The sequence below is a fragment of the Pseudoalteromonas sp. SWYJ118 genome, assembly GCF_015864505.1.
GTDB lineage: Bacteria > Pseudomonadota > Gammaproteobacteria > Enterobacterales > Alteromonadaceae > Pseudoalteromonas > Pseudoalteromonas arctica.
Window position 1 is genome coordinate 289,940 of sequence record NZ_JADYXC010000003.1, and the last position, 15,054, is coordinate 304,993.

The window sequence follows — 15,054 nt, forward strand, 5'->3', positions numbered from 1 at the left end:
GCGATAACGTAGCATAAATACCAAACATGCGCTGCCCTTTGGGTTCTTTCTAGGGACGATAAACTCTTTGTTGCTCGGTTTTTACTTAGCCCACTAGGTTACAAACCTCGCGCCGCGATTTAATCGCCCCTAGATTGAACAAATTTCAATCCACAAAGATCAACACGCCCTAGTTAAAGTCTGATCTGTAATTGTGCTTCAATGTTCTAACTTTACTTAAAGCAATAAAAAAGGGCCTATTGGCCCTTGAGTAACACTATCTAGTTAGGAATTAAAATTGGTTCATGGTGTTATCTTCACCACCGGCTTTTAGCGCATTATCACCAGAGAAGTATTCTTTGTGTGTATCGCCCATGTTAGAACCCGCTAAATCTTGGTGCTTAACAGAAGCCTGCTCACGGCGAATCTCTTGGCGCTGTACATCACGTACGTACGCCAGCATACCCATGTCGCCAAAGTAACCTTCTGATAAAATATCAGTGCTTAGCGCAGCTGTATGGTACGTAGGCAGAGTAATTAAGTGATGGAAAATACCGGCTTCACGTGCGCCATCGCGTTGGAAGTTTTGCACTAGTAAATCGGCTGCTTGAGCAAGCTCTGTTGCATCCATTTCTGGAGCCATTAAGCCTTTGTTGTCGCCAAGGCTTGGGTAAGCACTTAAGTCACGGCCAGCTTCTTGCCATTCTTGATATACTTGCTCACGGAACTTAAGCGTCCAGTTAAACGAAGGCGAGTTGTTGTATACCAGTTTTGCATTTGGCACGTGTTCTTTTACACGATTTACCAGCTCTGCGATTTGTTTAACATGTGGTTTTTCTGTTTCAATCCACAGTAAATCAGCGCCCGACTGCAAGCTCGTAATACAATCTAGAACTACGCGGTCTTTTTCAGTGCCTTCGCGGAATTGAAATAAACCGTTATCTAGGCGAGTTGGTTTACATAACTGGCCATTAATTTTCATTGCCGTGTCGCCTTCATTTAAGTCATCAACACCGTTAATTGGCGTGGTTTCTAAAAATGCATTGTACTGGCTTGCTAAATCACCAGGTGTTTGCGACACAGGTACTTTTTGAGTAAGGCTGGCACCTAATGAATCTGTGCGTGCCACAATAATACCGTTATCAATACCGAGTTCTAAAAAAGCGTAACGTACTGCATTGATTTTTGCTAAAAAGTCTTCGTGCGGTACTGTAACTTTACCCGCTTGGTGACCACATTGCTTAGCGTCAGACACTTGGTTTTCTATTTGAATGGCACACGCACCGGCTTCAATCATTTTTTTAGCGAGTAAATAAGTTGCTTCTTCGTTACCAAAACCAGCGTCAATATCAGCAATAATTGGCACAACATGGGTTTCAAAGTTGTCTATTTTATCAATAACCGCTTGAACGTCACCGCCATTCGCTTTTGCTGCATCTAGGTCATTAAATAAGTGGTCAAGTTCGCGTGCATCAGCTTGCTTTAAAAACGTATAAATTTCTTCAATTAATGCAGGAACCGACGTTTTTTCGTGCATGCTTTGATCTGGCAGCGGGCCAAATGCAGAGCGAAGCGCTGCAACCATCCAGCCACTTAAGTACACATAGCTGCGTTTAGTTGTTTTTTGGTGGCGCTTAATAGCCATCATCATTTGTTGGGCAGTAAAACCATGCCAACACCCCAAAGACTGTGTGTACTGGCTTGTGTCTGCGTCATATGCAGCCATATCTTCACGCATTACGTCTGCTGTGTATTGCGCAATTTCAATCCCAGTACGAAAGCGGTTTTGTAAACGCATACGGCTTGCGTATTCAGGGTTAATAGCTTTCCATGGGCTGCCTTGAGATTGGCAAAGAGTAGAAAGAGTGTCTGTTTCGCGTTGATATGTTGTCATAATAAAATCCTTCGAACGAGTGTGTAAATTATTTTAATGTTGTGAGAGTGGCTAGGAGTGTGTGCTCCGTTTCGCTTGATTCAACATTAGGCTCATTTTTTAGATTTAGTAAATTTATAGTTATTATTGCGGCTATACATTTTGTGAATGGCTAAAAAGCACTCAACATTGCTTTTTTGAGTTATTGTTGCCTTAACGCACAAGCACACAACAACATCGCGACCGTTTAAGGAAGGCAATTATGTCCCACACTCTCACACATTCAGGACTCAGCGTAGACACACAACTTGCTGATTTCGTTAAAAACCAATTACTCCCTGGCACGCATTTGAGTGAGCAGCAGTTTTGGCAAAACTTTGCACATATAGTGCAAACACTTACCCCTACAAACACAGCATTGCTTGAAAAGCGAGAGCTGCTTCAAAAGCAAATAGACGACTACCATCTTGCTAATAAAGCGTGGGATAGCGTTAAGTACCAAGCCTTTTTGCAAGATATTGGTTATTTAGTAAAAGAGCCTGCCAACTTTGAGATTGAAACTCAAAATGTAGAACCCGAGGTAGCGCTTACAGCAGGGCCTCAGTTGGTTGTGCCTGTAAGTAACGCACGCTTTGCACTTAATGCTGCTAACGCACGTTGGGGTTCGTTATACGACGCTTTATACGGCACTGATGTGTTAAGCGAAGACGATGGCGCCGAAAAAGGCACTACTTACAACCCAGTACGTGGTTTTAAAGTCATGGCCTACGCTCGTCAGTTTTTAGATAAAGCATTGCCGCTGACTAATGGCTCGCACATAGAAAGCACTAATTATTCAGTAGTAGATGGCGCACTTTTAATTACGTTACGTGATAGCTCTCAAACCACATTAGCCGACCCATCTCAGCTTATTGGCTATCAAGGTGAAGCGCAAAATCCTACTGTAGTATTATTAAAAAACAATGATTTACACATAGAGCTACATATCGATCACCACCACATTATTGGCCAAGCAGATAAAGCAGGCTTAAAAGATGTAGTGTTAGAGGCCGCACTCACCACCATTATGGACTGTGAAGATTCAGTAGCTGCAGTAGATGCAGAAGATAAAGTACAGGTTTATAAAAATTGGCTTGGTTTGATGCAAGGTAACTTAGTTGAATCGTTTAAAAAAGGCGATAAAACCGTAGAGCGTACCCTACAAAGTGATAAAATATACACCGCACTTGACGGCGGCACCGTTACTTTAAAAGGCCGCAGCATGATGTTTGTTAGAAACGTTGGCCATTTAATGACGAACCCTGCTATTACCGATGTGTACAATCAACCGGTATTTGAAGGCATTATGGATGCGATGTTTACAGCCACCGCTGCCCTGCACGACCTAAACAAAAAAACAGGTATAAAAAATACCAGCGCGCAAAGTATTAATATAGTAAAACCAAAAATGCACGGCCCTGAAGAAGTGGCGTTTACTAACACTTTATTTAGCCTAGTAGAGGAAGCGCTAAGCTTACCTAAAAACACCCTTAAAATGGGTATTATGGATGAAGAACGCCGTACATCTGTAAACCTAAAAGCCTGTATTCATGCAGCTAAAGAGCGTGTGGTATTTATCAACACCGGATTTTTAGATAGAACCGGCGATGAAATTCATACCTCTATGCAAGCGGGTGTTGTACTTCCAAAAGCACAGATTAAACAGCAATCATGGATAAGCGCATATGAGGATCGCAATGTCGATATTGGCCTTGCTTGTGGCTTAAGTCATAAAGCACAAATTGGTAAAGGCATGTGGCCAATGCCAGATAAAATGGCATTAATGATGGAGCAAAAACTAGCACATCCTAAATCAGGCGCTAATACAGCATGGGTGCCCTCCCCTACAGCCGCTACTCTGCACGCAATGCATTATCACGATGTAAACGTATTTACCGAGCAGCAAAGTATTGCTAAACGTACTATTGCTAGCCTTAATGACCTGCTTACACCGCCGCTAATGGCAGACCCTAAAACGCTTTCAAAAGAAGATATTCAAAGCGAGCTTGAAAACAACGCACAAGGCATTTTAGGCTACGTTGTACGTTGGATTGATCAAGGCGTTGGCTGCTCAAAAGTACCCGACATTAACCATATCGGGCTAATGGAAGACAGAGCAACACTGCGTATTTCAAGCCAGCATATGGCTAATTGGTTGCTAAATGGCGTGTGTTCACAGGCGCAAATAAAATCAACAATGGCTAAAATGGCCAAAGTAGTTGATGGTCAAAACGAGCACGACACTGCATATACACCCATGGCAACAAACGAAGAAACCCTTAATAACAGCATTGCCTATCAAGCCGCTACTGCATTAGTTTTAGAGGGCGTAACACAACCTAGTGGTTACACTGAACCACTACTACATAGCTACCGTATAAAATATAAAGTACAAAAAACGAATACGCTTTAACCGCTTAAGCAAAGTTCAGATTAAGTACTAAACCAGCTTTTAAGCTGGTTTTTTATCGTCTGGAATTAAAAAAGCAGCGCTTATATGGCATTTTAAAGGTATATAGATAATACACATGAATATCTAACATTTATTCAAACGTAAAAAAGCGTGTTTTGCATACACAAAACACGCTTTTTAAAGCTTTAGCTAATTAAATCTAATTTTTTACAATGGCATTGTGATAAATATTTTGTACATCGTCACAATCTTCAAGCATATTTATAAACTTATCAAAGTTAGCAATAACTTCTTCGTCTTCAATTTCAATATTAACTTGAGGAATAAACGTAATTTCGTCTACTTCAAAGTTAATGCCTTCAAATGCGTCTTCAAGGGCTGTTTTAGCTTTAAAGTATTCTGTTGGCGGTGCAAATACCGACACTTTACCGTCCTCGGCTTCAACATCGCTAACATCAATATCAGCCATCATTAATGCTTCTAATACTATTTCGTCGTCATCACCCGCAAAGCCAAGTACCGCATAATGATCAAACATATGTGCTACGCAGCCAGGAGTACCAATTTTTGAGTCTGTTTTAGTAAACGGTAAGCGTACATCTTTAATTGTACGGTTCGGATTATCAGTTAAACAGTCAACTATAACCATGCAATTACCAGGACCATAGCCTTCGTAACGGGCAACAGAGTAATCTTCCCCTGCGCCACCGGCTGCTTTTTCAATTGCTTTTTCAATAACGTGTGCGGGTACTTGGTCTTTTTTAGCTTTTTCGATTAGACGGCGTAGTGTTTGATTTACTTCGGGATCGGGATCACCACTTTTTGCTGCAACGTAAATCTCTTTACCATACTTTGAGTTTACTTTTGTTTTTGCATTGGCTGTTTTGATCATAGAACTTTGACGAACTACAAATGCTCTGCCCATTTTGTGCCCCTAATGAATACGTTACGTTTTGCGGTATTTTACCAATTCAAAACGTATTGGGCTAGCTCCGCAATGGGCAAAACTTGATTAATAAAAACTTTTATAACTACATACTTATTTCAGAATAAATTTAATAGCACGCTATTTAACATAATTCTATTTTTTTAGAATAACTTTCAACCAATGTCACTAATTCAACAAAGTCATGTAAAACGTAATCAGCTTGGTCTGCATAGGCTGGCGTTGACTCAGGAGCATATAAACATGCTCGCATGTTTGCATTATGCGCAGCTTGAATATCGTAAAGGTAATCGCCTACATAAAGTAAATTTCTGGCGTTAATGTTCCAAAGTGTAGCAATGGCATTTAAAGCGCTCGGGTCGGGTTTTGCTGGTGCATCACTTCGCGTTAAAACCGTGCTGATAGGAAGTGGATTATTTTGTAATTTAATTGCCGCTGCTTTATCAAAATTGCGAGTAACAATCGCCATCGGAATATTTTTAGACTTTAAAGCATGAATAGCTTCACTCACACCAGGTAATATACTGGCATGTTGTGCATCTATTAATTCGTGTTGGTGAACTATATTCATTGCCTCTTCACGCATATACGGTGAGGGCAACTGAGCAATGTAATCAAGTAAGTCTTGCTCGCAAGGGCAACCTATTTGGGCCTTTATTAATGCAAAATCTAATTCTGATGAAACCAATGTTCCATCTAAATCAAAAATCACTCCAAAAATAGCCTCAACCTGAGTAGTCATATCATTCCCTGAATTTAGTTATTACTAAATGAAATTTAAACATAAAATTCTCTACTGCTTATGCCCTAGGCCGGTAAATACAAAGGGATAAATGAAACTAACTATATTTAAATATTAATACGCACCATTATCAATCTATTGATAACAAAGTAATTTAAGTGCTTGATATATCATGCGCAAAAAAAGGTAAATATACAAATTGAACTCATAAATTTTACGTAAATTTACAAATAACAGATCAAACATGAACGCAGTTTAAACGTATGAAGAAAACGCGCACATAAACAACTGCTGTGCGCGTCGGTTGGGGAAGTTTTAAATATTAATTTTGCTCAAAGCGGGCTTCGAGCCAAGTATCATCTTGAGCAAAGTTTAAAGTTTTAATCTTACCTTTGCCCTCAACGTTTACCATATTTACCTGAGATGGCCATAAATCACGAAGTGCGCCATTACTCATTTTAATTCCTTCAATATTTTCAGGAATTGGTGCTTCTTGGTAAACCCAAAAAAACTTACCATCAACTTGTGCTCCCACAAAGTTAAGCGCTAAAGGCTCACCACTTAATGTTTGTAGAGCAACATGCGATTCAACATACTTAGCAAAACGTTGTTGGTCGGCTTTATTACTAATAATATCAATTTTGCCTTTAAACAATGTTCCTACGGCGTGTTCGGTATCATGTAAATAAAAGCGATGCATTAATTCAACATTATGCGTTCGTTTATTAAAAAGCACGGTTGTAACTGACGACTTTAGTTGATGCGCCATACTTGGCGCAGCAACTAAAAGGCAAACAATAATAAGCAAAAAGCGCATTATTGCTGCTCCTCACCGTCATCCTTTTCGTCTTTCTTCTCATCAGTTTTAAGCTCAGTTTTAATATCTTGCATGATATCGCGACTTACTTTAGCTTTACTCTTTTCCTTTTTAAATACTTCAATACGTGAAGGAATAATACGACGAGGGTAGTTATTGTTTTCAACATCTACGTCAGCTGTTTCCCAGCCTGGATCGACAGTAACTGATACAAGCGGTTTGTTTTTATCGGTAACAATCAGCTTCTGAACGTTTTTATAATTACGACGCCAAATTTCAGCAGGAATATAGCGCTCTTCTTTAGTGCCATCTTCATATGTTAGCTCTAATAAAATAGGCATTACCAAACCACCAAGGTTTGAAAATTCCATAACGTAATAGTTTTTATCTTCTTCTAAAGCACGCTCAAGCGTTTTACGCTCCCACGGCTCTAAGCCTTTTAAAAACTTATTGTACGAGTTACGTTCTTTATTGGTTACAGTAAAACGGTCGTTTTCGTCATAAAAATCGGTAACATCAGAGTTTTTCTCAACCCATGTTTTTTTACCTTGTGCGCGGTTACGCTCAACAAATAATGAAGTAGGTTTGTCTGCTTCAATATCACGTAAACGGCTGTAATCAATATCAGGGTTTTTAGTGTCTAAACGTAGTTGATATACTTTATCTAAAGAGATATCTACATGGTCTGTGGTGTAAAACCAGCCACGCCAAAACCAATCTAAATCAACACCAGAGGCTTCTTCCATTGTACGGAAAAAATCAGCTGGAGTAGGGCGCTTGTATTTCCAGCGCTGAGCATACTCTTTAAATGCAAAGTCGAATAAGTCACGGCCTAAAATTACTTCACGTAAAATATTAAGGGCTGCTGCAGGTTTAGTATAAGCATTAGGACCTAAGCGTAATACACTGTCTGACTGAGTCATAACAGGTACTTGGTTTTCAGACTTCATGTAGCTCACTATATCGCGAGGCTCAACACCCCAAGGAATAGTAGGATCCCATTCACGACCAGCAACGCCATCTAAAAAGCTATTTAAGCCTTCATCCATCCACGTCCATTGGCGCTCATCTGAGTTAACAATCATTGGAAAGTAAATATGACCCACTTCATGAATAACTACGCCAAGTAAAAAGCGCTTTTCAGCTTGAGAATAAGTACGTGTACCATCATCTTGTAACTTAGTACGCGGGCCGTTAAAGGTAATCATTGGGTATTCCATACCGCCAACAGGGCCATTTACCGATTGCGCAGTTGGGTATGGGTAGTCAAAAGAATACTTAGAGTACACTTCCATTGTGTGTACTACCGCTTCAGTTGAGTACTTCTCCCATAAGTCACCACCTTCTTTAGGGAAGAACGACATTGCCATAACTAAAGGTTGAACGTCACCACCTTGCTGATAACCCTTTGCATCCCACATAAACTTACGAGACGACGCCCAAGCAAAGTCACGTACGTTTTGCGCTTTAAAGTGCCACGTTTTAGTTTTGTCGGTGCCTTCTTTTTCGTTTTCTAGCGCTTCTTCTGCGTTAACAATAAACACAGGACGCTTAGATGTTTCGGCTTGCTTTAAACGTTTACGCTGAGTACTCGTAAGTACTTTGCTCGCGTTATCAAGTTTACCTGTTGCCGATACAATGTGATCTGCCGGAACAGTAATCTCAACATCGTAATCACCAAACTCAAGCGTAAACTCACCTGAGCCTAAAAACGGCTTGTTTGTCCATGCTTCGTAATCGGTATAAGCCGCTAAACGAGGAAACCACTGAGCAATTAAGAATATGTCGTTGCCGTCTTCTTCAAAGTGCTCGTAACCAGAACGTGCACCCACTGCATCTTCTTCAACAATGTTGAAGGCAAAGTTCATGCTAAATTCTACTTCTTTACCTGGTTTTAATGGCTCGTTTAAATCGATGCGCATTAAGGTATCAACTACAGTTACGCGTAGTTCTTTACCATCGTCATCTTTTACGCCACTGATTGTATAACCCAGTTCGTTGTCGCTCATAAATTGCTGGCGACGTAATTCACCTAAACTTAATTTAGCGGGCTTTTGAGCTGGTAGGCTTTCTAAAGTGCTTTTAAATGTTTTTGTTGTTTCGGCAATAGAATCGCTTTTAAAAATATTTTGATCTAACTGTAACCATAAATATTTAAGCGTATGTGGTGAGTTATTTTTATATTCAATGCTTTGACTACCAGTAATGCGGTGCTTTTTTTCATCTAGCTTCACATCAATATCGTAATTTACACGTTGCTGCCAGTATTTTTCACCTGGTTCGCCAGCGGCACTACGATAAACATTGGGTGTAGGAAGTGCTTCGTCTAATTGACGAAATTTATCAACAAAAGAACCTTTTGTTTGCTCAACCGAAGACGCCATAGCTGCACTCGATATTGCGAACGGCAATACAAAAGCACTTAGCGTAAGACCTATTTTTTTCATTGTTAGTCCTAATATAATTTTGTGAGCGTACTTTGACAAATATACCGGTTAGCTTCAATAAATTAGCGACCAAGTACCGTATTTTTAGGGTGATGCTCACTTAGTTTTTTAGATTGAAAAATACAATTATTTTGTAACAAAATACGAATAGATAAAAACTGTAAAGGGGGTTTACAAAATTGGGTTTTAATAATGGTTTTGATCGGTTAAATACAAAGTCCCAGAACTTAAAAAAATATCATTCATTTTATATATATTGCTAAAAAAGTATTGCTTTGGCATTACCAGGTAAACCATTAATCCTACGTATAAGTATTACTAATTCGCAACAAGTAAAATGGCCTAAAAGCCCTTTCTACTGAACAAAAACACAGTGAAACGAGTAAATAATTGGCTCAAATATTGCCGAACTTCATTAATATTCGCTATTTGTACGATAAATGACAAATAGTGTAATTTTAGGTTGATCTTTAGTGCTGTTTATATTTAAAATCGCCAACCTTTTTATTTGAGGCAAATAAATTCGTCACATTTATCCTCAAATTAATATCGATTACTAGCAAGAAATGCGGTGGGCTTATGGATTTTTACATCCTAAAAAAACAACAAGAACTAATTGCGATTCCAGCAAGTGAGAATAACTGTAAGCAGTATCTCGATTCGGGTTATTTTTATATCGATAAAGTAGCAGCGTGCAACGAAACTAATGCATTAAAGGCGCTACACGCAAAACAAACTAAAACGTTAAAAATTCCATTATTAATGGCACTTTTAGCATTACCGGTTGTTTTTTCAGCTTGGTACAGTTTAACCTAACGTAATGCATGCCTTAGGCTTGCATCTTTAACAGCCTTGGGTATATTGGCGCTCTTACGGTTTTATTAAGAGCGCGACATGAAAGTCCTCCACACCTCAGATTGGCACCTTGGCCAACAATTTTACGAACACGATCGCCGTGTTGAACATCAAGCTTTTTTTACATGGTTATTAGCCACTCTTGTTGAACAACAAATAGATTTACTTTTAGTTGCTGGCGACATTTATCATACAGCGACACCAAGCGCTAGCGCCGAAAATCAGCTTTACCAATTTATTAAAGACGCCAAAAAAGCATGCCCACTATTACACGTAGTGATTATTGCGGGTAACCACGACTCTGCAAATCGTATTTTGGCGGCTCAGCCATTACTTGCACAGTTTGATACTCACGTAGTAGGGCGCTTTGATATCGCTACACCCGATGAAACTGTTATTACCATAAATACTAATGGTAAACGCGCTGTAATCGTCGCTATGCCATTTTTACGCGCAAGCGATATAAGTTCACTTAGCCAAACCGAAAGCGGCCCTAGTTATGCTCAAGGCGTTGCAAAAGCTTACGAACTTGCCTTAGAGCAAGCTGTTAATATAAATGAGCAAAACTCACCATTAATAGTTATGGGGCATTTACACGCTAAAGGCGGAGATATATCAAGTGATTCTGAGCGTAACTTAGTAATAGGCGGTGAAGAGTCTATTTCAGCTAATGTATTTGGTAAACAAGCTAACTATGTGGCACTTGGGCATTTACACAAAGCGCAACAAGTTGCTAAAAGCGATGTTATTCGCTACAGCGGCACACCCATTCCAATGTCGTTTTCAGAGCGTAACTACACGCACCAAGTAAATGTTGTTGAATTTATTACTGATGAAAAACAACAGATTAGTACAACTGTAAACCCCCTTTACATTCCGCGATCTGCCGATGTAATTGTTTTACCAAAAGGGGAGTGCGTACCATTAAGCGAACTGTGCGAGAAAATTAAAGCACTCGACACATCACAAAATACAGTAGCGCCTTATTTACGTGTAAAGCTTAAATCGAGCGATATCGACACCACCTTCAGAGAGCAAATAGAACAAGCGCTTGAAGGTAAGCATATTAAATTTTGTGGTATTGAACGCGTACGTGAGCAATTAGCTAACAATGACGACAACACCGTATTTGAAGATTTAAGCGAAGTTGAAATGCTCAACCCGCTTAATTTATTAGAACAAGCATTCGCAAATGATAAAGACATGGCAGGGCAAAGCGTACCCGATGAGCTAAAAGCACTTTTAAGTGACGTGATAAACGAGCTAACGGAGCAAGAACAACTATGAAAATAACCGCAGTTCGTATTCATAATTTAGCTTCAATAGTTGACGCTGAAATAGACTTTACTAAAGCCCCATTAAAAGACGCGGGCTTATTTGCGATAACAGGCGATACCGGCGCAGGTAAAAGTACCTTTTTAGATGCGATATGTTTAGCGCTTTATACAAAAACAGCACGCTTACGTGGCGACAAAGGTAATTTAATAGAGTTTAACGGCGACAGCATTAAGCTTAATGATGCGCGAAACTTACTGCGCAGAGGTACCTGGGAAGGCTACGCTGAGGTCGACTTTTTAGGGCAAGATAAACAGCTTTATCGTGCGCGTTATACTATTTCACGCACCCATAAAAAGGTAACTGGCAAACTTAAAGTAGCCGAGCACACATTAGTTACCCTGCCAGACGAAACCCTAATAGCAGACAAAAGCCACACAATAAAAGAAGTTGAGAGCAAAATAGGGCTTAACTTTGAGCAGTTTTCGCGTGCGGTGTTATTAGCGCAACACGAGTTTGCTGCATTTTTAAAAGCCACTGGCGATGAGCGAGCGCAACTTTTAGAGTGCTTAACAGGCACCGATAAGTTTAGCCGTATTGGCGTGCGTATTTTTGAGCGTCATAAAGAGCAAGTAGCAAAGCTTGAAACGCTTAAAGCAGGCCTTGAAAGCTATACTCTATTAACACCAGAAGAACTTGAATTACAAAAAACTAAGCTAGCCGATTTAAAAGCGCAAACCGAATACACTAAAAAAGAGCTGACCAAAGCAGAAAAAGCACTTAGCTGGTATCAGCAAGCTACAGTGCTTGAGCAAAGTTTACTGCATGCACAGCAAACACAGCAACAAGCAAGCTCAGCGCTTGAAAGTATCGTTGAGCAAAGTGAGCAAGCTAAACAAGCCAAACAGGCGCTTGAAATAAAAGACAACCGCAGCCGCTTTACTGTTTTAACTGATCAAAATACGGTTCAAGATGAGCAAATTACAGCGCTTAAAAGTGTTGACCATTTAGCGGTAATTAACGAGTGTAATACCGCGCTTATTAAACATACCGAGCAGCTTAATAACGCAAATGAGAAAAAACAAAATGCAGCGCCCGTTATCGCTAAAGCGCGCGAGCTCGACAGCAATATTGCTTTGCAAAGCCAAAGTATAAGAGGTACTGAGTCACAAATAGCTAAAGAGCAAACGCAGCTTGATGAGCTCAAACAACAGCTCAAACAAAGCAATAATGAGCTTGAACTTGCTAATACCGACTCAGCTAAAAGTCAGCAATGGCTTAATGAGCATGCACAGCTGCACGTTTTAGCAAAAGATTGGAGCTATTATAAACAAAGCTTTACTACTTACTTAAGTGCACAACAGCAATTAGCCGCAAACGTTACGCAAAGCCAAACTCTTAATAGCGAGCTTACAAATCAGAGTGAGCTTTTAAATACGCAAAATAATAAAGTGCAGCAGTGCGAGGCGTTACTTAATAATGAGCAATCGGCATTACAGGTATTAGATAATCAGCTGACTGAATTTAATGCAGAGCATTGCGACGCGCAGCTAAAGAGTATTGATTACTTAAAAGAGCAACGCGAGCGTTATGGGCAATTTAATACAGAACTAAAACAAAGCACGCAACGCCAACAAGTGCTCAACCAGCAGTTAAATGAAAGCCAGCAAGCTCATGCTTTACTTAATCAACATTTAATAACCAGTGAGCAAGCGCTAAAAGGCAGCGAGTACGCACTTAACCAAGCGCGCTTAAGAGCCAGCGAAAACGTTGAGCATTTACGTACTGAGCTTCGCCCTAATGAGCCTTGTTTAGTGTGCGGTGCAACGGAGCACCCGTACGCGGTAAATCAAAATCAGCAATTAAATAACTTAATTACTGATTTTGAAAATGCTTTTAATACCGCCAAAAAGCAATTTGAGAATGCACAAAGCGAGCTGCATAAGCATCAAACTCAACATGCTGTATTAGCTGCTGAACACGGACAACTTGAGCAAGTAATACAAACGGCAAAAGCTAAACAGCTTGATATTAAAAATACCATGCAAGGTGCACGTACCGAGCTTAACGACTTAACGGCCGATCAGCTTGAAGTCACTTATAAGCGGTTAACGGAGCAAAAAGCGCAGTATTTTGAGCAACAAAAACGCCAGCGTACACTGCAAACTAAAGTAAATGAGCTACAAGCAGCACTTAAAGCAGAGCAGCAAGCACAGCAGCAACTTAGTAATAAACAGCTTGAGCTTACACATCAGCAAAACCAAATAACGAGTAAGCATAGCGAACTAAATGCGCAAATTAACGAGCTGGATACAACGCTTAATAGTCAATTTGAAAACAGTGATTTTTGGCAGCAACTACAAGGCAATACGCTTGAGCTTACCCAGTTGCACGAGCAGGTTACGCAGTACCAGCAAACTCAAACGCAACTCGAGCAAAGCCAAAAACGCCAACACACAGCTAATGAGCAAATAAAGCAGCTTACCCCGCTTATAAGTAACAACGAACAATCGTTAAAAACACTCAATGAAGAGCTCATAAAAGCTAAAGCGCTATTAAGCACTGTGCAAACTGAGCGCTTAGCATTATTTAATAACGAGCAAATAAGCGCAGACGACTACCAAGCAAAGCTCACAAGTGAGCAAGAGCAAAAGCAATTGCTGGTTCAAGCAAGTCAAAAAGCGCATGATGATGCTATTAAGCAGCGAGACGAGCACGCTATAACACTTAAAAACGCAGAGCAACGCTTGCTTGAAAACAGTCAAGAGCTAGCAACGCTTGAGGCACGTTATAACGAGTGGTTTAGCGACTTTAAAGCGCAATTTAGCAATGCGACGCACGAACAGGTCAAAATTTTACTAACACTTAGTAGCGAGACGATTAAAGCGCATTTAAATCAGCACGAGCAGTTAACTCAAGCGCTAACCGATGCAAATGCCGCATTAAAACAGCAGCAACTTACGCTTGAAAAACACAACAGTAGCGATAAACCAACGCAAAGTGCAGAGGCTTTAAATACCCAATTAAGTAGCTTAAACGAGCAACAAACGCAGCTGCAAAGTTCATTACTAGCGACTAATACTGCCATTGAGCAGCATAACCAAAATACAAAGGCGCTTGAAGGTAAGCAAGCCGAACTAACAACGCTTAAAACGCAGGTTGAACAGTGGCACTTGCTTAATAAAGTACTAGGCGATGCAACGGGTAAAACCATGCGTAACTTAGCGCAAACACAAACATTAAAAATATTACTGCACTATGCCAACAGCCATTTAAAAACACTCAACAAGCGCTACGAATTAACGGCAATAGCACAAACGCTCGACATTGCGATTATTGACCGCGACATGGCCGACGAGCAACGCTCTGTTAATACGCTCTCGGGCGGGGAGTCATTTTTAGTATCACTGGCGCTTGCACTTGGTTTAGCATCGCTTTCGTCAAACAAAGTACAAATCAATTCTTTGTTTATTGACGAAGGGTTTGGTACGTTAGACAGCGAAACCCTCAGCATTGCAATGGACGCTCTTGATTCATTACAAGCACAAGGTAGAAAAGTAGGCGTTATATCGCACGTAACACAAATGAGCGAGCGCGTAGCCACTCAAGTGCATGTAGCCAAAAAGCCAGGTGGATATTCCACAGTTGAAGTTATATAGCTATTAGGG

9 protein-coding genes are annotated in these 15,054 nt (G+C 40.3%); 4 read left to right on the forward strand and 5 right to left on the reverse strand.

Annotated elements, in window-relative coordinates:
- Window positions 1-271: 271 nt before the first annotated feature.
- A complete protein-coding gene (locus I6F48_RS05665) occupies window positions 272-1,873 on the reverse strand; it encodes an isocitrate lyase (RefSeq protein ID WP_165741547.1) in 1,602 nt (533 codons plus the stop codon).
- Window positions 1,874-2,114: 241 nt separating this feature from the next.
- On the opposite strand from I6F48_RS05665, the gene I6F48_RS05670 reads away from it, so the two are divergent.
- Window positions 2,115-4,304: a malate synthase G gene (locus tag I6F48_RS05670; RefSeq protein ID WP_165741548.1), complete on the forward strand. Its 2,190-nt coding sequence runs from the start codon at window positions 2,115-2,117 to the stop codon at window positions 4,302-4,304.
- Window positions 4,305-4,503: 199 nt separating this feature from the next.
- On the opposite strand, the gene I6F48_RS05675 is transcribed toward I6F48_RS05670, so the two are convergent.
- The 4 genes from I6F48_RS05675 to I6F48_RS05690 all read right to left on the reverse strand — a co-directional run bounded on the left by I6F48_RS05675 (window position 4,504) and on the right by I6F48_RS05690 (window position 9,256).
- Window positions 4,504-5,229, reverse strand: coding sequence for a YebC/PmpR family DNA-binding transcriptional regulator (locus I6F48_RS05675; protein ID WP_197119024.1), 726 nt, complete (start codon window positions 5,227-5,229; stop codon window positions 4,504-4,506).
- Between the two features lie 145 nt (window positions 5,230-5,374).
- Window positions 5,375-5,992, reverse strand: a complete 618-nt coding sequence (locus I6F48_RS05680; RefSeq protein WP_165741440.1) for an HAD family hydrolase — start codon at window positions 5,990-5,992, stop codon at window positions 5,375-5,377.
- 322 nt (window positions 5,993-6,314) lie between these two features.
- The gene (locus I6F48_RS05685; protein WP_165741442.1) at window positions 6,315-6,809 is read right to left on the reverse strand and encodes a DUF6702 family protein; all 495 of its coding nucleotides are present in this window, start codon (window positions 6,807-6,809) and stop codon (window positions 6,315-6,317) included.
- Entirely contained in the window at window positions 6,809-9,256 is a 2,448-nt protein-coding gene (locus tag I6F48_RS05690; protein ID WP_024592705.1) for a M1 family metallopeptidase, read from the reverse strand. Before I6F48_RS05690 ends, I6F48_RS05685 begins: the two co-directional genes overlap by 1 nt.
- Before the next feature lie 579 nt (window positions 9,257-9,835).
- Here I6F48_RS05690 and I6F48_RS05695 point away from each other — a divergent pair.
- From I6F48_RS05695 to I6F48_RS05705, 3 genes are all read left to right on the forward strand, one after another.
- Window positions 9,836-10,072, forward strand: a complete 237-nt coding sequence (locus tag I6F48_RS05695) for a hypothetical protein (RefSeq protein WP_002959190.1) — start codon at window positions 9,836-9,838, stop codon at window positions 10,070-10,072.
- A 78-nt stretch (window positions 10,073-10,150) separates the two neighbouring features.
- On the forward strand, window positions 10,151-11,398 hold the full coding sequence (locus I6F48_RS05700; RefSeq protein WP_197119025.1) for an exonuclease SbcCD subunit D C-terminal domain-containing protein: 1,248 nt from the start codon (window positions 10,151-10,153) through the stop codon (window positions 11,396-11,398).
- The gene (locus I6F48_RS05705) at window positions 11,395-15,045 is read left to right on the forward strand and encodes an AAA family ATPase (RefSeq protein ID WP_197119026.1); all 3,651 of its coding nucleotides are present in this window, start codon (window positions 11,395-11,397) and stop codon (window positions 15,043-15,045) included. The genes I6F48_RS05700 and I6F48_RS05705 overlap by 4 nt, the downstream gene beginning before the upstream one ends.
- Window positions 15,046-15,054: the final 9 nt, after the last annotated feature.

Excerpts from the sequence above, each read along its gene's own strand:
- I6F48_RS05665 (WP_165741547.1), bottom strand. The coding sequence starts at position 1,873 with ATGACAACATATCAACGCGAAACAGACACTCTTTCTACTCTTTGCCAA.
- I6F48_RS05670 (WP_165741548.1), top strand. The coding sequence starts at position 2,115 with ATGTCCCACACTCTCACACATTCAGGACTCAGCGTAGACACACAACTT.
- I6F48_RS05675 (WP_197119024.1), bottom strand. The coding sequence starts at position 5,229 with ATGGGCAGAGCATTTGTAGTTCGTCAAAGTTCTATGATCAAAACAGCC.
- I6F48_RS05680 (WP_165741440.1), bottom strand. The coding sequence starts at position 5,992 with ATGACTACTCAGGTTGAGGCTATTTTTGGAGTGATTTTTGATTTAGAT.
- I6F48_RS05685 (WP_165741442.1), bottom strand. The coding sequence starts at position 6,809 with ATGCGCTTTTTGCTTATTATTGTTTGCCTTTTAGTTGCTGCGCCAAGT.
- I6F48_RS05690 (WP_024592705.1), bottom strand. The coding sequence starts at position 9,256 with ATGAAAAAAATAGGTCTTACGCTAAGTGCTTTTGTATTGCCGTTCGCA.
- I6F48_RS05695 (WP_002959190.1), top strand. The coding sequence starts at position 9,836 with ATGGATTTTTACATCCTAAAAAAACAACAAGAACTAATTGCGATTCCA.
- I6F48_RS05700 (WP_197119025.1), top strand. The coding sequence starts at position 10,151 with ATGAAAGTCCTCCACACCTCAGATTGGCACCTTGGCCAACAATTTTAC.
- I6F48_RS05705 (WP_197119026.1), top strand. The coding sequence starts at position 11,395 with ATGAAAATAACCGCAGTTCGTATTCATAATTTAGCTTCAATAGTTGAC.